This window comes from Gemmobacter sp. 24YEA27 (assembly GCF_030052995.1).
Taxonomy (GTDB): Bacteria; Pseudomonadota; Alphaproteobacteria; order Rhodobacterales; family Rhodobacteraceae; genus Pseudogemmobacter.
The window spans coordinates 389,794-406,253 of sequence record NZ_JASJPW010000002.1; the positions used below are offsets into that span (position 1 = coordinate 389,794).

19 protein-coding genes are annotated in these 16,460 nt (G+C 60.6%); 17 read left to right on the forward strand and 2 right to left on the reverse strand.

All coding sequences use genetic code 11. The features are described 5' to 3' along the window. Positions 1-26: 26 nt before the first annotated feature. Together QNO18_RS19410 and QNO18_RS19415 are read right to left on the reverse strand one after the other, a co-directional pair. Positions 27-1,283, reverse strand: a complete 1,257-nt coding sequence (locus QNO18_RS19410; RefSeq protein WP_283179175.1) for a TolC family protein — start codon at positions 1,281-1,283, stop codon at positions 27-29. 15 nt (positions 1,284-1,298) lie between these two features. Then, complete coding sequence (locus tag QNO18_RS19415; protein ID WP_283179176.1) at positions 1,299-2,168, reverse strand: hypothetical protein; 870 nt, start codon at positions 2,166-2,168, stop codon at positions 1,299-1,301. Between the two features lie 427 nt (positions 2,169-2,595). On the opposite strand from QNO18_RS19415, the gene QNO18_RS19420 reads away from it, so the two are divergent. The 17 genes from QNO18_RS19420 to QNO18_RS19500 all read left to right on the forward strand — a co-directional run bounded on the left by QNO18_RS19420 (position 2,596) and on the right by QNO18_RS19500 (position 16,334). Continuing rightward, positions 2,596-3,378, forward strand: a complete 783-nt coding sequence (locus tag QNO18_RS19420; protein WP_283179177.1) for a tetratricopeptide repeat protein — start codon at positions 2,596-2,598, stop codon at positions 3,376-3,378. 103 nt (positions 3,379-3,481) lie between these two features. Continuing rightward, a complete protein-coding gene (locus QNO18_RS19425) occupies positions 3,482-3,730 on the forward strand; it encodes a hypothetical protein (RefSeq protein WP_283179178.1) in 249 nt (82 codons plus the stop codon). Further along, complete coding sequence (locus tag QNO18_RS19430) at positions 3,715-4,593, forward strand: SAF domain-containing protein (RefSeq protein ID WP_283179179.1); 879 nt, start codon at positions 3,715-3,717, stop codon at positions 4,591-4,593. The genes QNO18_RS19425 and QNO18_RS19430 overlap by 16 nt, the downstream gene beginning before the upstream one ends. Continuing rightward, on the forward strand, positions 4,587-5,108 hold the full coding sequence (locus QNO18_RS19435) for a hypothetical protein (protein WP_283179180.1): 522 nt from the start codon (positions 4,587-4,589) through the stop codon (positions 5,106-5,108). Before QNO18_RS19430 ends, QNO18_RS19435 begins: the two co-directional genes overlap by 7 nt. A 44-nt stretch (positions 5,109-5,152) precedes the next feature. Further along, positions 5,153-5,917: an AAA family ATPase gene (locus QNO18_RS19440; RefSeq protein WP_283179181.1), complete on the forward strand. Its 765-nt coding sequence runs from the start codon at positions 5,153-5,155 to the stop codon at positions 5,915-5,917. Then, complete coding sequence (locus QNO18_RS19445; RefSeq protein WP_198834990.1) at positions 5,917-7,314, forward strand: CpaF family protein; 1,398 nt, start codon at positions 5,917-5,919, stop codon at positions 7,312-7,314. Before QNO18_RS19440 ends, QNO18_RS19445 begins: the two co-directional genes overlap by 1 nt. 2 nt (positions 7,315-7,316) lie before the next feature. After that, the gene (locus QNO18_RS19450; protein ID WP_283179182.1) at positions 7,317-8,276 is read left to right on the forward strand and encodes a type II secretion system F family protein; all 960 of its coding nucleotides are present in this window, start codon (positions 7,317-7,319) and stop codon (positions 8,274-8,276) included. Between the two features lie 31 nt (positions 8,277-8,307). After that, entirely contained in the window at positions 8,308-9,171 is an 864-nt protein-coding gene (locus QNO18_RS19455; RefSeq protein WP_283179183.1) for a type II secretion system F family protein, read from the forward strand. Between the two features lie 134 nt (positions 9,172-9,305). After that, positions 9,306-9,767, forward strand: a complete 462-nt coding sequence (locus QNO18_RS19460) for a hypothetical protein (protein WP_283179184.1) — start codon at positions 9,306-9,308, stop codon at positions 9,765-9,767. A gap of 403 nt (positions 9,768-10,170) precedes the next feature. Continuing rightward, complete coding sequence (locus tag QNO18_RS19465) at positions 10,171-10,401, forward strand: hypothetical protein (protein WP_283179185.1); 231 nt, start codon at positions 10,171-10,173, stop codon at positions 10,399-10,401. Positions 10,402-10,445: 44 nt separating this feature from the next. Continuing rightward, positions 10,446-10,976, forward strand: a complete 531-nt coding sequence (locus QNO18_RS19470; RefSeq protein ID WP_283179186.1) for a histidine kinase dimerization/phospho-acceptor domain-containing protein — start codon at positions 10,446-10,448, stop codon at positions 10,974-10,976. Beyond that, positions 10,925-11,680 (forward strand): response regulator, encoded by a 756-nt coding sequence (locus tag QNO18_RS19475; protein WP_283179282.1) that lies wholly within the window; start codon positions 10,925-10,927, stop codon positions 11,678-11,680. The genes QNO18_RS19470 and QNO18_RS19475 overlap by 52 nt, the downstream gene beginning before the upstream one ends. Before the next feature lie 132 nt (positions 11,681-11,812). Next, entirely contained in the window at positions 11,813-13,477 is a 1,665-nt protein-coding gene (locus QNO18_RS19480; protein WP_283179187.1) for a pilus assembly protein TadG-related protein, read from the forward strand. 300 nt (positions 13,478-13,777) lie between these two features. Then, positions 13,778-14,224 carry a hypothetical protein gene (locus QNO18_RS19485; protein WP_283179188.1) on the forward strand — a complete coding sequence of 149 codons (447 nt, stop codon included), beginning with the start codon at positions 13,778-13,780 and terminating at the stop codon, positions 14,222-14,224. An 855-nt stretch (positions 14,225-15,079) separates the two neighbouring features. Beyond that, a complete protein-coding gene (locus QNO18_RS19490) occupies positions 15,080-15,634 on the forward strand; it encodes a sigma-70 family RNA polymerase sigma factor (RefSeq protein ID WP_283179189.1) in 555 nt (184 codons plus the stop codon). Continuing rightward, positions 15,631-16,020: a hypothetical protein gene (locus QNO18_RS19495; RefSeq protein ID WP_283179190.1), complete on the forward strand. Its 390-nt coding sequence runs from the start codon at positions 15,631-15,633 to the stop codon at positions 16,018-16,020. The genes QNO18_RS19490 and QNO18_RS19495 overlap by 4 nt, the downstream gene beginning before the upstream one ends. 17 nt (positions 16,021-16,037) lie before the next feature. Continuing rightward, positions 16,038-16,334 (forward strand): anti-sigma factor, encoded by a 297-nt coding sequence (locus tag QNO18_RS19500; RefSeq protein ID WP_283179191.1) that lies wholly within the window; start codon positions 16,038-16,040, stop codon positions 16,332-16,334. The last annotated feature ends 126 nt before the right edge of the window (positions 16,335-16,460 follow it).

Genomic DNA, 16,460 nt, shown 5'->3' on the forward strand with positions numbered 1-16,460 from the left:
GAGTGCTGGAGGTCTTTAACGTTGGATCAACGGGTACCAAACAAAAGAGAGCCTAACATACCAACGGAGTGTGCGGCAGCATATTCCGTATGTTTGCGTTCTTTGTATGTCTCAATTTTGTCCATTTCGGCTTCGTAGTGATCGCGCCCCGTGGTCAGAAGGTCGATCAACTCTCTCTTTCCGCCGATAAACTGCTGCTCATAGGCGTCCAGAACCTCAGCCGCCCGGTCGAGCTGGCGCTGCTGCGAGGCCTCATTGCCCTGCAAAACGCGAATCTGTTCGACGTAAACCCGAACCGTATTCTGAAGATCGCGCTCTGCCGCTTTCAGCCGGGCTTCGGCTGCGGCCTTGTCCTGTTCAGCCGCGACCACTGCGCGTCCGCTGAAACTGCTGGAATTCAGGTCGACGCCCGCCGTGATCCCCACCGCGCCGCTGCGACCGCGCCCGCCGGTCAGGTCCTGGCGGCCCTGAGCCTGAAGGGTGATCTTCGGCTTGTTGGACGCCTTGGCTGCCTTGATCCCCTGAATTGCTATATCGAGATCGGCTTTCGCCTCGACATAGGCCGGAGCAATCACGACTGCCGCAATAATATTCGCGCTGGATGCAAACTGATCGGTGAAGGCAAGGTTCGGCGGAATGCCCGGATTGGCCACCGGCTTACCCAGCAGGTATTCCAGCTGTGACGATGTGATCGTGCGATCCGCCTGCAGCTGCGTCATCCGCTCTTCCGCGCGGGCGATCTCCAGCAGCGCGCGTGCAATTTCGGAACTGTCAGAAAGCCCCGCCGAGACCCGGCTGCGCGAGAAGCCTTCAATCCGGTTTGCGAAGTCGATATAGACCTGCGTTTTCGCGATTTTGAGATCGAGCGTTTCAAGTTCCAGATACAGTTCAGAGATCTCGAGGCTGAGATCCTCAACCGCCATTTTCAGCTGCGCCACGACCTTGATCCGGCTCAGCGAGGCGGCCGCGATCCTGCTTTTGACCAGCCCCCAGTCGATCAGAACCTGCGAGACAGTCACTGTCAGAGCCGGATCATCATCAGTCGTGCTGGTGGCCCCCGAAACACTGAGCTGCGGCCGCTTGCCGTCTTTCGCGATCTCGATATTGGTGGTTTCGCGCGCAACGGCGTGTTGCAGCGCCTCGACCGTCGGGTCGCGCTCCGTCCCGATCCTGACCGCCTCTTTCAGAGACTGAGCCAGAACCGGTGACACCAGAAACGCACCAACAAAAAGTGCGAGAGCACCGGAATGGGCAAGCCGAAACGAGGAGGAAGCAAGGACCATATGCAAATGCGCCGGTCAGCCTTCCGGCGGGGTGTAGAGCAGATCACCCATCAATGCCGAAAGAAGGTCCGGGCCTGCGTCATGCAATGCGCTGCCAGCCGCCGCGTCGGCCAGCAGGGAGACAGGCGCGGCAGACGTGTCGCCGGCAAACAGATCGGGCCCAGCCTGGCCGTGATCAAGAATGGCCGTAAGAAGAGACACAACATCAGGGTCTGCTGGCGCAGCAGCATCGACCGGGGCGGGAACATCTTCCGCAACGGTTTCTGCCTGCGGCGCCGCAGGTGCAGGTGCAGGTGCAGGTGCAGGTGCGACATGGTCGTCATTGCCGCCGCGAATCATAATCCCCACGGCCGGGAACATAGATGCCCCGAAAATTGCGCTGTCCAACGGCATACCGGCAAAGTAAGTGCCGGCGCCGGCGTCTCCGCCTGCGGAGGATCCGGCATCTGCCGAAGCCGCGCCCGTCGGTTCACCGCCCCCGACATCGACCTCGACCACGGTCTCACCTTCCCGAAATGCGCCCGAAGGTTCCACGGTCTGGGGTTTTGCCTCAACATCTGCGACGGCGGTCTGCGCCGTGGGATCTGCGGGGACAAAGGGTTCCGGCGCAATCAGCCCGGTCACTTCGATCGCGCCTGCCGATCCGCCATCGCGCAGCCGGCTGTATTCTCCGGCAGGACCGATGACGAAGAAATCCCTGACCATGACCTCCTGCCCGTCCAGGAGTGTAACTTTCAGATCCGCCCCGGATTTCTCGTAGAAGGCGACTCCCGCAGCACCGCTTCCGAAGTAGACTTCGGACGGAACAGAGAGCCTGACATCATTCGAAACGCTGCGGGTCGCAGCACCGGACTGGCCGCTTGCCGCCGTAAATATCTCAACCATGGGTATGGCCCTCCGGGGATTTTGTCACTGGCATAGGTCAGTCGGTCGATTCCCGCAATGCCATATAGAACGCAAACCCGACACGCCTCACACCCCGGTTCGCCTGATAAAAAGGCTGCCGCAAAGAGCGGCAGCCAAGAGCCGGAAACAGTAAGGCGGTTCCGCTTCCGGTAGATTCACTGCTTACCAACACCTATGGCCCGGTCATATACGTCCGACCCACTTCAGGTTCAGACACTGCTACCGACAGTTGTTTCTGCCAGATCTCGCTTAGCTTTTACCTGCATGATACAAACCTAAGAACTGATAACGTAACTTTCGTATATGTTACTCGTTCGGACTTTGCAATATCCATCGACTCGAGGTGATGGACGTTCTGAAATCCGGCGACTAAACCTATAGTGGAATACAACTTATGAGGGCGGACATGTTTTCACGCTTGGCTGCGCTTCCGGCCATCCTGAGTGCATTGCTTGTGCTATCCGGCTGCAGCCTGCCCGCTGTCATGGAAAAGCAACCGCAAGGCGAAACCGAACAGGTCGCCGAGGCTGCCTGGTCCATCGGGGATTATGATGAAGCCGCCCGCCTGTTCGAGCTCGCCTCTGCCAGAAATCCGAAATCGGTGACCGCCCTTGTCGGGCTTGGAAAGTCCTATACTGCACTGGCCCAGTACAACCGCGCGCAGAATGCGCTTTTCAGGGCACGCGATCTGAACCGGCGCAATCCCGAGGTTCACAACCAGCTCGGCAATCTCGCGCTCCAGGAGATGCACCCCAAGACCGCCATCGAACATTTCGATGCGGCTCTGCGGATCGACCGGACCAATCTCGCTGCGCTCACCGGGAAAGCTGTCTCCCTTGACTACCTGTCCCGCCATGCAGAAGCGCAGGAGGTCTACACGCGCGCCCTGCAGACCTGGCCGACCAACTTCCCCTTGCTGAGCAACTACGCCCTTTCCCAGGTGCTGGGCGGCAATATCGGCGCCGGGATGAAACTGATGGAAGAACTGCTGCGCGATCCTGCAAATGGCGACACCGTGCGCGCCAATCTGGCCATCGCCTATGCCCTGGACGGGCGCAGCCGGGATGCGAAAGCAATGTTGTCGGGCCTTATGTCGGACGCCGATATCGAGAAGAGCCTGCGCCACTACGCGGCCGCGCGGCAGGATTACCTCGCCGGTAAGCCGATCGGATACATGATCTTTCAGTAGAACAAGAGTTGCGTGACCTTACTTAGTATGTACCGTACAGACGACTGATCGGAATACTGCGCGAAGTGATGTTTGCGCCTTCCGGAAACGTGAGGAGGGCCAGGTGACAAGATCAGTAAGATTTGCGACCGGCCAGAGCGGTGCCATCTCTGTCGACTGGCTGGTGCTGAGTGCTGCCGCGTTCGCGCTGGCAGCTGCTGCAATGGCGATGGTGAACAGCGGCGTTCTGGATCTGGCATCGGAAAAGCTTGCTCAGATCGTAGAGCGCGCGGTTGACGAAGTCGGAAATGACACCACAGATAGAAAACTTAACTATACCCAAGGTTGCACGAAGCAATGCACGTCAAAATAATCGCACTGATCGCTTGCGGGATCGTCCTGGCGCTCGGCGGGGCGTTCGGCACCTTTCATTATACAAGAGCCCTGGAGCTCGAGCTCGCCGCGGCACGCAGCAGCTTACGCGCCTTTGGTGAGACTGTTGAGATACCGCTGGCGGCACGCGACATTGCTCCCGGCACCGTGCTGACTGCGGAAAGCCTTGTTACAGCAAAAGTGCCGGTCAGCTATCTGCCTGGCAACATCCTGCAAGGTCTGCCCGTGGCCGCCGCGGGCGAAAGCTTTGTGGCGCTGACCGCGCTGAAAGCCGGAAACGCGATATTCGATACTGACATTGCGAAAACGGGCACCACGCCGGCAGGGGTGCTGCTGCCGGTCGGGAACGGCCGGATTTTTGCCATCACGCCGCGCAATCTGGCCGATTACAGCGGCAAGCTTGCAGATGGGACAAGGGTCGACATCGTCTGGACCCAGGATATCGGCGCCGGGAAATCCGAGACCAGACTGATCGCGACCGGATTGCGCGTCAGGACACCGCCCGCAAACGGGCAGCCTGCCGGGGCAGTTTCAGCGCTTGCTGACAAGCTGTTGCTGGAAGGAGAGTTCACGGACGCCATTCGCGGTGTCGTGGCCAATCATCAGAGCGGCTTCATGAGCATCATCCTGTCGGATGGCAGCCGCAGCCTTGACGGTGATTTTGTGGTGTTTGGCCCGACCGACCTTGAGAAACTGCCGCTGGCGGTGCGCGCATCCGGCACCCAGGACACAGGCGGCTCATCCATACTCGGCAAGATCACCGGCGGGAACTCTTCCCGGGAGCGCTGTCCGACCGCAGTCATCAGGGGCGGTTCCAGATCGATTGCCGAAGTCCCATGCTGAGCAAACGTCGGGCCACACAAGAAACGCGCCTTTGCTCGATCTGCGATGGCGTTGACGCCGTGATGCTTTTTGCGGCCTGGTTCTCGCGCATTCCACCCGGTGCGGTTCGCACGGATCTGTCTATGTCCGAGGCGCTCGACCATCTGCAACTGCATCGGGAAGACCGCTTCGACACCGTCGTTCTGGTCCCGAATGCCAGTAAGACGGCGCTGCCGCGCCTTTTGCAGGCGCTTGTGGAAGAGGCAGGCAGGCACACGGGCGAAGTGCTGGTCCTGCTGCCGCTGAAGTCGCGGTTGCAGATCCCGGATGCCGCGCGCAAAGGGTTTAAGGTTCTCTACGGCCCCCCCTTTACCGATACTGCCCCACCTGCCGGAGAGGACACCTCCCCTGACAGGACAGCCGGGCCCGGATCAGACAGCGCAGCCGGTTCTGCGCCGGCTTCAGGATTCTGGGAAGGTTCCTCCCGCGCAAGGGGAAGAACAGGATATCCGTTCCCGCGCCGTCCGTTCCTATAGTGCCGCCACCCGGACGCGACCTGCCTGACGCGCTGAAGACAATCATGGTGCTCCCCATCTGCGGCGGGGCGGGTGCGACGACAATCGCCGTCAATCTTGCTGCCGAACTGGCCCAGGCGCAGCAAGACCGCACTGTCTGCCTGATTGATCTCCACCTGCAATATGGCAATGTCGCAACCTATGCGGGCCTCACGGCGAATTCGCGCATTCTTGACGCCTATCGCGGCATCGAGGCGCTCGACTCCGATGCCTTCGACATGTGCCTGCGCAGCACCGCCCCAAACCTCCATATTTTCTCGGACCCGGGCGAGATCCTCCCGGTCGATGGGATCAATGCCGCGCATCTGCGCCGCCTTATCGGGCTCGCCCGCAACAAGGCGGATCTGGTGATTGTCGATCTGCCGCATCAGCTTCCGGACTGGAGCGGGGCCGCCTTCGACCAGGCCTCTGTCATTCTGGCCCCTGCCCTGCTCGACGTTCGTTCCGCGCAGAACCTGGCGAAGCTGCAGGATCTTATCCGCTCCGAAGGGCTGCCCGGAGGCAAATTCCGCTGCCTGCTCAACCGCGCGCCGCTGCGGCGGTCCCAGCTGTGGGAAGACGCCCGCGCCCGGTTTGAAAAGCATAATGAGTTCGGCGTGTTCAAAACCCTGCCCGATGGGGGAGATCCGGTTTCCATGGCCTGCAATGCCGGAATTCCCCTGGCCAGGCATGCGCCGGCGAATGTCTTTCGACTGGCGGTCCGCGACCTGGCCGCAGACATCCTTGCCAAGGCAGGGCCCCGAGAGCTGACCACGGCGGAGGCTGGCTGATGTTCCGTAAATTTCGCGACAGCAGACTTGCAGAGCAAAGCGAGGCTCCCCAGGAGAACCCGCTCAGCCATTTTCAGCCTGAAGCCGCGCTGCCGGCGGAAATCCCCTCGGCAGAGAACCAGGCCGCGCGCCAGCGGCGGCGCAAGCTGACCGAGATCCGGCAGCAGGCCCATCAGCAATTGCTGGAGGTTCTCAACCTTTCCGCTTTGGTGCAGGCCTCGGAGGCAGATATCAAAGCCGAGATTGCCTCGGTTCTGAAAGCGGTCATCCCGTCGCAAAGTGTTGCGGTCAGCCGGTCCGACCGCGACAGCCTGGTCAATGATCTCTATTATGAGGTCATGGGGCTGGGGCCGCTGGAAATCCTGCTCAATGACGAGACCGTCTCGGATATTCTCATCAACGGCCCGGAACAGGTTTTCATCGAACAGGGCGGGCTTCTTGAACTGACCGATGTGCAATTCCAGGACGAGGCCCATCTGCGCCGCATCCTGCAAAAGATTGTCGGCATGGTCGGGCGCCGGCTGGACGAATCCACCCCCTATGTCGATGCCCGGCTTCAGGATGGCTCACGCCTCAATGCCGTGATTTCCCCGATTGCGCTTGATGGCACGCTGGTTTCCATCCGCAAATTCCGCAAGGACAAGCTCAGCCTCGAACAGCTGACCTTTCTGGGCGCCATGAGCGAGAAGATGGCGATCTATCTGCGCGCCGCCGTTGCCTGCAGGCTGAATATCGTGATCTCGGGCGGGACCGGCTCGGGCAAGACCACGCTGATGAATGCGCTTTCGGCCTATATCGGCAAGCGCGAACGGATCATCACCGTCGAAGACACTGCCGAATTGCAGCTCCAGCAAAAACATGTCGGCCGGATGGAAAGCCGCCCGCCCAATATCGAAGGCAAAGGCGCCGTCACGCAGCGGGATTGTCTGCGCAATGCCCTCAGGATGCGCCCCGACCGGATCATCGTGGGCGAGACCCGTGGCGATGAAGTGATCGACATGCTGCAGGCGATGAACACCGGGCATGACGGCTCGATGACGACAATCCACGCCAACTCTGCCCGCGACGCCACCAGCAGGCTGGAAAACATGGTTGCCATGGCCGGGATCGAGATCCCCCTGACAGCTTTGCGGCGCCAGGTCGCCAGCGCGGTCAACCTGATCGTGCAGGTCAACCGTTTGCAGGATGGCAGCCGCAAAGTGACCTCGATCACCGAAGTGACGGGCTGCGAAGGCGATGTCCTCACCATGCAGGAGCTGTTCTATTTCGAACATAGCGGCGTGACCCCCGATGGCCGTGTCGAAGGGCATTTCGCCGCGACCGGGGTACGCTCGGACTCGTCTGACCGCTTCCGCCGCTGGGGGATCACCCTGCCACCCGACCTTTACGGGGTGTGACGATGAGCCTTGCTCTCATTTTCTCGCTTTTGGTCGGAGCAGGGCTGGGGCTGATTGTCGTTGCAATTTTCTATAGCCGCGTGCTGCGCCGCCGCGCCTTTTTGCAAGCCGTCATCGCGCGCTTTTCAGGCCGGTCCGCAACCGGCGGGGATGAGCCCGCCCCGGATCATGTGGCACTGCGGCGCGACGGGCCGCCATCCTGGTGGCGTCCTCTGCTGCCCGGCAAATGGGACGACGTCAATATGGCGGCCTTCACCGCCGAAATGCGGCGGATTGCCCTTGTCCTGACGCTGACCATCACGACCCTGGTGATGATTTTGTTCAACGCGCTTCTGAACATCAATATCCTGATTGGCGCGGTGGCCGGGCTGCTGCTGTCAGCGGTCGTATGGTATTTCTGGATGAAGATGCGCAGCAACAAACGATTGCTCCGCATCGAGGAAGGAGTGCCAGAGGCGCTCGATATGATCGTGCGCTCGCTCCGGGTCGGTCTGCCGGTCAGCACCGCGCTCCAGGTTGTCGGCCAGGAGCTGATCGGTCCGCTGGCCGAAGAATTTGGCGAGACCTCGCGCCGGATCAGCTATGGCCAGGAGCCGGTATCTGCATTGCGCGAAATGGCAGATCGCTGCAGGAACCAGAGCCTGAGGTTTCTGGCTGCTGCTGTGGCGCTGCAATCATCGACAGGTGGCAATCTGGCCGAAGTGCTTGAGCGTCTTTGCTCCATCGCGCGGGGCCGGCAACAGTTGCAGCGCAAAGTACGCTCGATCACGGCCGAAGCGAAGTGGTCGGGACGGTTCCTGTCCTTCTTCCCGATCGGCGCCACGGTGATGCTGCTGGCCATCAACCCGGACTATTTCTCCGAGATCTCTGACAAACCCTTCTTCATTCCCATGCTCTGCGTTGTCGCCGGCCTGTTGTTCATGAACATGCTGTTCATGCGCTGGCTCGTGAAGATCGAGTAAGGCGGGTGGCGAATATGACAGAGGGCAATGAATGATCGCAATCAGCTCCTGGATCCTGTTGGGAAGCTTCATCGGCTGCGCGCTGATGTTCGCGATGGCCCTTCTGTTGTTGCAGCGTGCCCCTGCGGCACCGGCGGCGGCACCGGCGAAGCCTGTCCCGGATATGCCCCTTGTCATGGCCGAGTCAGAGTCCGACAATTCCGAGATCCGCAGACAGTTGTTCCAGGCCGGCTTTCACCATCCGAAAGCCGTGCGCTGGTTTCTTTATGCCAAGGTCGGTTTCACGATTGTCGCGCTGCTTCTTTCGCTGATCCTGCTGCGTGTGGTACCGCAGTTGCGGGATCTGGAGCCACTGCCACAACTGGGCTTCCAGCTGGTTATGGCGGTGCTGGGCTATTTCATCCCCGTGATGATCGTCGAGAGACGGCGCACCGCCTGGCTGAAGCGGATCGAGATCGCGCTGCCGGATGCGCTGGATTTCATGCTTATCTGCGTCGAGGCAGGGCAATCCACCGATATAGCGGTTATGCGTGTCGCAGAGGAGCTCGCCCCGGTCCACCCGGACCTCTCCGCAGGCCTCGTCAACCTGACCGAAGCGCTGGCCGCCGGGGCAGACCGCCAGGAAGCCTGGCTGAAACTGGTCTATGAAACCGGCAACCAGGATCTTCGACAGCTCGCAAATATCATTCTGCAATCCTCGACCATGGGCACGCCGGTCGCCCAGACCCTGCGCGTATTCAGCGCAGACCTCCGCGACCAGCGCGTCCGAAAAATTGAAGAACGTGCCAATGTGCTGCCGACCAAGATGACGCTTGGCACGATGATGTTTACCGTACCGCCGCTTTTGATCCTGCTGCTGGCCCCGGCCATCTACCGGATCGTCTCTTCATTCTGACCTGGACTGCGGACCTGACATAAATGCCAATGCCGACAACGCAAATCAGCCGCCACAAATTCCGCTGGGTATCCGCGCTCTGCCTGGTCCTCACGCCATGCCTCGGGGCCCAGCTTGTATTGGGCGGTCGCCCCATGCTTGCGGTCCCGGATCTGTTGCTGACCAGCGTCATGGTCTGGTCGACCATCGTCCATTTTGTTCTGGCCGGGCTTTTCACGGGACATGGTCGGGTGATCGGGGTCCCGACGATCCTTGCTTCCTTTATCGGCCTCGCCCTTTTGCCGGGAATGCCGCTTGTGCCATGGCTCAGTTTCCCCAATACATCGGCCTATTCAACCACCGATACCCTCACCGCCATATTCTTCTGGCTTTCCGGCATCGGGGCGGTGCTGATCAGCAGGTCGTCCTGGGCGCTGATACCAAACCGGCTCAGCGGTTTCAGCCTGGCGCTTCGCAACCCGGTGCATCTGACAGCGACAGCGCTGGTTCTGGCCTGCTGCTTCCTGCTGGCCACATCCTTGCGCCCGCTCATCGCCGGCGAGCTTCCACGGCTCGCCTCGGTCTCGGGGCCTTTGTTGACGCGCTTTACGCGCTGACCGCCGCGGCGCTGGCCCTGCAGGGGATGGAGGTTCTGCGCGAAACCGATTCCGACAACCGCCCGGCGCCACTCATGGTGGTGCTCGCCTTTCTGAGCGCCCTTGCCGCGCTTGCCTTTGTGATGGCGCTGCCCGAACTCGCGCCTTCCGGTCAGGTCGGGGGGGTCGGGACAGTGCTTCTCACCGCAACACTGGCAAGTGTGGTCCTGTTCCGCCGCCCTGCCCTGCTGCTCTGGGCCGGCATCCTTCTGACTGCCGCAACCCTGGCCTTCAACGCCTCGCAAACGGTTGGAGGCCCGGTTCTGCAATCCGTATTCCTGGTCCTGCTGATTGCGGTCCTTTTCAGCATTGGCCAGCCAACAGCCGGGGCAACGATCCTGTGGGCAATGCAGGCCTGCCTCCGGTGGCCGTTACCCGGCAGTTCCACAAGGCGGCCCAGGCCTGGATCGTCCGCGTCAATCTTGACGACCGCACACTGCGCTTTGCCGGTGGCAGCGGCGAGAGCCTTGGATATGGCGACCTCGTCCGGTTCGACGAGGCCTTTTCGGGGTCGGATTTCTCGGGCCTGATCGACCTGGTCCAGGTGCTGCGCAGCGACAGCAAGCGACCGGCTTCCCCGTCAGGATCCAGCTGACCCGTGGCGGAAAAGATCCCGAGAAGAACACAACGCCGCGGCTCATGACATTCGAAGCCCATGTGCTGAGCAAATCCGCCCCGGAAGCCTGGCTTGCACTGGTCAGCCAGGAGCGTGAAAAAGATCTGTCCGGCCGGCTCGCCCGTTACGAACAGCTGCTCGGAGAGGCGATCCTGCGTGAAGAGCGCCTGCTCTCCATCGCCTCGCATGAATTGCGCACCCCGATCGCCATCCTTTCCATGCTGGGCGAAGAGCTCAAATCCGGCACCGAATGGGAGGATATCGGCGCGGGTTACGAAAGAACCCTGGACCGGATTATCGCAATTCTTGATGATCTTCGGGCGGGCAGCGGTACGGGCGCCAGCCATATCGCCAATGCCGGCTTTACCATCCGTGAGATGGCGCAGCAGGTGCTCGACATCTTCTCGACGGTCGCGGTCAGCAATGGGATCAATCTGACATTCACCCCGGGAAGGACAGCGATACCCTTTTGCAAAGCGATCACAATCGGGTCTTCATCGCATTGTCAAAACTTGCCCATAATGCGATCATTCACTCCCGCGGCAGGGATGTAACGATCGACGCCTTCGTGACCAGGGGGACCGAAGACGAGCGTATCGTAACCTGGCAGGTTGCGGATGACGGAATCGGCGTTGAACCCGACCGGCGTGAGAAGATTTTCGAGCCCTTTGAATCCAGTGCAGACAATCCTGACGAACGGCCCGGTCTCGGGCTTTATACCGCCCGTAAAGCAATCCGGCTGATGGGCGGAGATCTGACCCTTAACGATGACGGCAATGGCAGCCGGTTTGTTCTGACCCATCCGGCCCGGATGGCACGCCAACTGGTACAGCCGGAGCAAAAGGTAATCTCAATGAATGACATCACTCCGCTCTATGAGGATCGCAGCGTCCTGCTGGTCGAGGATAACAAGCTGGTCGGCGAAATCACCGTAACCAGATTGCGCAAGCTGTTCAGACAGGTTGACTGGGCGGAAAGCGGTGATGCCGGGCTGAAGCTGTTCCGTGAAAACAAATATGACATGGTGGTCGTCGACCAGTTGCTGCCGGGCCTGATCGGAAGCGAACTGGTGCGCGAAATACGGCAGACAGAGAAAACCATGCCGATTATTGGGATCACGGCCTCGACGCTTGGGTCGGAATGCCGCGATCTGGAAGAGGCAGGCGCCAATTATGCGCTTGAGAAACCTCTGAGCTTCGGCCAGCTCAAAAGCCTCGCTGACGAGTTTTTCGGTGATGTGGCAAAGGCGGGGGCATGACCTGACCCCGGCTGGTCAGCCGATAGCAAAGCCGCAAACGCAGCTTTTTTCAGGAAAATATAAACTTAAGGTTGTATTCTGCAACTTTAAGCGTAGGACTTATTCGGGGGCGTAGATTTCGTGGTTTACGTGATGGCTGCGCTGAAACGATTTCTCACGGACGCCTCCGGCGCCCTGTCGATTCTTTTTGTCATTCTGATGCCTCTCCTGATGCTGATCGGTGGGGCGGCGACCGATGTTTCGCTTCTGAACGCGCAGAAAAGGTTTACCCAGTCTCAGGCCGACCTCGCCGCACTCAGTGCGTCGCGCTATCTCCCGGATCCGGTGGCAACCCGCCAGGCCGCGCGGGAGGTTGTTTTGCACAATGGCAAATATGGGCAGATCACCCTTGCCGATGCCGATATCCGCATCGGACGCTATGATCCGGTCAGCGGCGTCTTTACCCAGGCGCCAAATCAGGCGCGGCCGGAATTTGCCAGCGCGGTTCACGTCATTGTGCCATCACAGTTCCGCCCGTTTCTGCTGTCGCCGATCTTAAGTGACGAGAACATCATCATCAAACGCGCAGCGATCGGGGTGCAGCGGGGAGTCGTTGCTTTCACATTGCGCAACCGGCTTCTGTCTCTGCACACGGACCGCGCAGTGCTCGGGCGGGTGCTGGGGCCATTGGGCCTTGGGCTGAATACCGAAGTGCTGGGCTATATGGGCCTCGCCACCACAAAAGTCAGCCTCAACAACATGCTCGGCCTCATTGCCGGAACCGAGGTCGGGCTTGACGTGTTGAGCTTCAACGATGTTCTCAATCTCCAGGTCAGCCGTCTGGCTCTGCTGAACCATCTGGTGACGCTCGGCGGGCTTGCCAGGATCGACATTAATCCAACGGCGGTCGGGACCGGGCCGTTGACCCTCGGCCAGATCGTGGGGGCGTCACCGGGCCTGCTGGGTCTGACCGCCGGTGATATTCTTCCTGACATCAAGCTGAATGTCTTTGATCTTGTGATGGCAATGGCCGGGCTGGCCGCAGACCCGAAACAGCGGCTGAGTGTAGACCTGCCGATCAATCTCGGGAATCTGGCGAATATTTCCGTCTCGCTTGGCCTGATCAGACCGCCTGTGATTGCCGTGGGCTATGTCGGAGACACACCGCCGCCGAAGGCCTCGGTGGCACAGGTGGATGCGCTGGTCCTGGCAAATGTTCTGGACCTCGGCGGAACCGGTCTTCTGCGCGTCGCACTGAATGTTGCGGCCGCTACAGCAACGGCCGTGCCGGTCAGTCTGAATTGCAGCGCCACGGCGCCTTCGGACCAGCTGGCCGTGTTTTCGGTCCAGACCGCGCCTGCGGAACTGGCCCTTCGTGTGGGCCTGCTGGACAGCAGGGCCGGCGTAGACCCAAAGGATATGGAGAGGGTCAGGGTCGGCGGCGGAACACAGCAGGTGGCAATCCGGCTCAGCGAACTTGGCAAACCGGTCCCTGTCAAAAATCCGCTGACACTTTCCGGCTTGCTCAGGGATACGTCCAGCTTTCTTGAAACCGTAAGAAAGGATCTGCAGGATCAGGTGAAGAAGTGCAGCGCGCCGCTTGGCTTCCTGTTGTGTCCTCTGCTCGGGCTGGTCAACCTTACCCTTTCGGTGCTGCTCGGAGTCCTTGGCGCGCTTGTGGACAGCCTGGGATACTTTCTCGCAGCGCTCGGCGTCGACCAGTTCCTGCAAAGGCTGCTTGATCTCCTGGGCATAGGGGTCGCGCAGGCAGATATCATCCTCGACAGCTATGCCTGTGGCGCAGCCCTCGCCCGGTAACGCCCGGACCAGTCCAGCCAGAAAGTCCGTTTGACCGCCCGTGGAGACCACGCGGGCGGTCTTCCGTTTTGGCAGGGCGCCGCGGCGCCACATTCTTGACGCAATCGAAAAAAACCCGCCACAAAAAAGACAGACGACCCCAGGATACATACTTTAGATGTTCGAGAATCAAAAGATAATTAATGCTCCCATAAGGAGAGGTCCGTGCTGAGACTGATCAAAAGCCGTGCAGCAAGCGAGCGCCCGGCAGAGAGCGCGATGATTATGCGCGTTCCTCCTGCCGCGGAGACTGAATCAAATGTGGCTTACAGTCTGAAAACCTCGTCACTGATCGACGCGCCGCTCTGCCCCAAGGGTCTGATCCTGATGTGCGGCCAGATGGGCTCGCTCTCGCGCGATCTGAGTGAGTGGTCGGAAAGGATGCGGGCGGTGGTCATGGTGGTTTCAGAGAACAGCATGACATTCGACTGGTTGCGGGAATATGCGCCGAAGCTTGATTTCCTGCTGGTCGATTCTGATTACCTTGGCGACACCGAGGCCACGATTGATTTTTGCATGCAGGTGCGCCGGGCCACGCCGAGGCTGCCCCTGATCCTGGTCTCAAGCGAAATCCGGTCCCATGACTTTACCTGTGAGCGGATGATGGCCTGTGATGTGACGCTGAAACCTCCGCTGCTGCATACGGCCCTGACGCTGGGCGTACAGGCTGCGTATCAGAACAACGACTATTATCAGACATCGCGCTGAATGCTCGGTGCCTGAGGCCCCCCTCCATAAGGCGTCTCGGCGCGGGCGCCAGTGGGGCCGGGCAACTCCTGATCAGCAGACCCGGCATATTCCGACCCTGGACCCTGCCCGAGGCCCCTGGGAAAAAGCTCGCCACAAAAAGCCCTGCCGCACAGATGTCGGCAGGGCTTTCGGTTTCCTGATCCACGACAGTCAGGCAGGGTCTCAGACTGTTGTCACAGCCGTCTCACCTGCCGGATGATCCTATGCTTACCAACAGGCGAAGGCGAGCGAGGTTCTGGTCGGAGAGACTTCCTTCGCCACAACCCATTGAGCTTGCTGCTGCTTTTTCGCACAAGCCTGTGTTGCAAGCGGCTGAGCCGCAGTCACGAGCCGCTCGAACGAGGTCCTGGCAGGCGCTTCAACAGAGATCCTGATCAGGTCGGCGTCCTTTTCAGCAGGCATACTGGAGACGCATCCGGAAACAAACATGCACCCGATTATGGCAAGTTTATACTTCACTGTGCAGCACCTTTCTGATTACATACTATATGATATATCCATAGTTCTTTAGCGTCAATAACTATTGAATTATAGTCCGTTAGGCTGTATTGCCACTCTGCGAGGCCATGGTCTGCTAACGGCCAGATCGACGAAGACGAAGGAATTGTCTGCGGTTAGCAGCAGCGGCTTGCCAGGCGCCGGCCATTCTTCAGCGTGTCGGACCAGGGCGCAGCGGTCTATGGCCTGCCTCATCGGGCCCCTGCCCCGGCGTGACCCCGGTTCTCATCGGCAGGCCCGCGCCGTTTTCGATTGCCTGTCTCTTGTATGGCCCGCCTCCCCGTCGCATGATCGGGTGAACAGACCGGAGCCAAGATGACGTCTGACAGCCCCCGTGACCATATCTCTTGCCTGATCCTCAGGGTTGCTCTTCGGGACCGGGTTGCGTTCGATATGCTCTACAACTCAACCTCTGCGAAACTTTTTGGCACCTGCCTTCGTGTCTTGAAAGACAGGGCAGAGGCCGAGGAGGCGGTGCAGGAGGTGTTCATCAAGATCTGGCTCAGGGCGGACAGGTTTGCGGTGACCGGGCAAAGCCCGATGTCCTGGCTGATCGCGGTCGCCCGGCATCAGGCCATCGACCGGCTGCGCGTCAGGCGGGAAGCGGCCTCAGCGATCGATGATGTGGCGCTGGAAATCAGCGATCCGGCCCCGGGACCCGAGGCCCGCGCCGTTGCAGCCGGAGCGCGGCGGCAGCTTGACGACTGTCTGGGTGAACTGGAGGCGGGCCGGGCTGATGCGGTGCGCTCGGCCTATCTGGAGGGCGACAGCTATGCCGATCTGGCCGCCCGCCATGATGTGCCGCTGAACACGATGCGAACCTGGCTGAGACGCAGCCTTATGCGGCTGAAGGAGTGTCTGCAAAGATGAGCGACACCGATATGGACAAGGATTTCACCGAAGGCGGCGACGAGCTGCTGGCCGCCGAATTCGTGCTGGGCGGCTTGCCCGTTGCGCTGCAGGCCGAGCTTGCCCGCCGGGTCGAAACCGACACGGGTTTTGCCCGGCTTGTGGCGGAATGGGAGGAGCGGCTGTCTCCGATGGCCGAAGGGTTCGTCCCGGCCGACCTGCCGCCCGCCGTGAAACGCGCCCTGGATCTGCGGCTTTTCGGAAACATGCCCGCCCGGCCCGGGATCTGGGCAAGTCTCGCGCTCTGGCGCGGGCTCGCGGGGATTGCGACCGTGGCTTTTCTTGCCGCGGTGACCCTGCCGGCCCTTTCCCCCCAGTGGCAACGGACCGGCTTGCCGCGTCTCTGACCGCCGAAGGCAGCAGCGTGACCTATCTGGTGCTTTATGACTCAGCCACCGGCAGCGTCAGCCTTGCCCATATGACCGGCGATCCGGTCGAGGGGCGCGACTTCCAGCTCTGGATCGCGCGGGGGGCCGAAGCGCCCGTCTCGCTTGGTGTGATCCCGGCAGGCGTTTCTACCCGGGTCGGAACCACCGACCAGATCCGCGCCCTGATGACCACTTCCGCACATATGGCAATCAGTCTGGAGCCGCCCGGCGGCTCTCCCACCGGGCAGCCGACAGGGCCGGTGCTTGCCGTGGGCGACCTTCTCGACATCTGATACCGGTCGTCAGCGCGGGACAGATTTCAGGCCGGCATTCGGGCTTTTTTTAAAAAAAACGCACCGGCCTGAAACTTTCTGCAACCCGCATCCGTGACTTCCTGTGTCCCCCGATCACCGGGATCG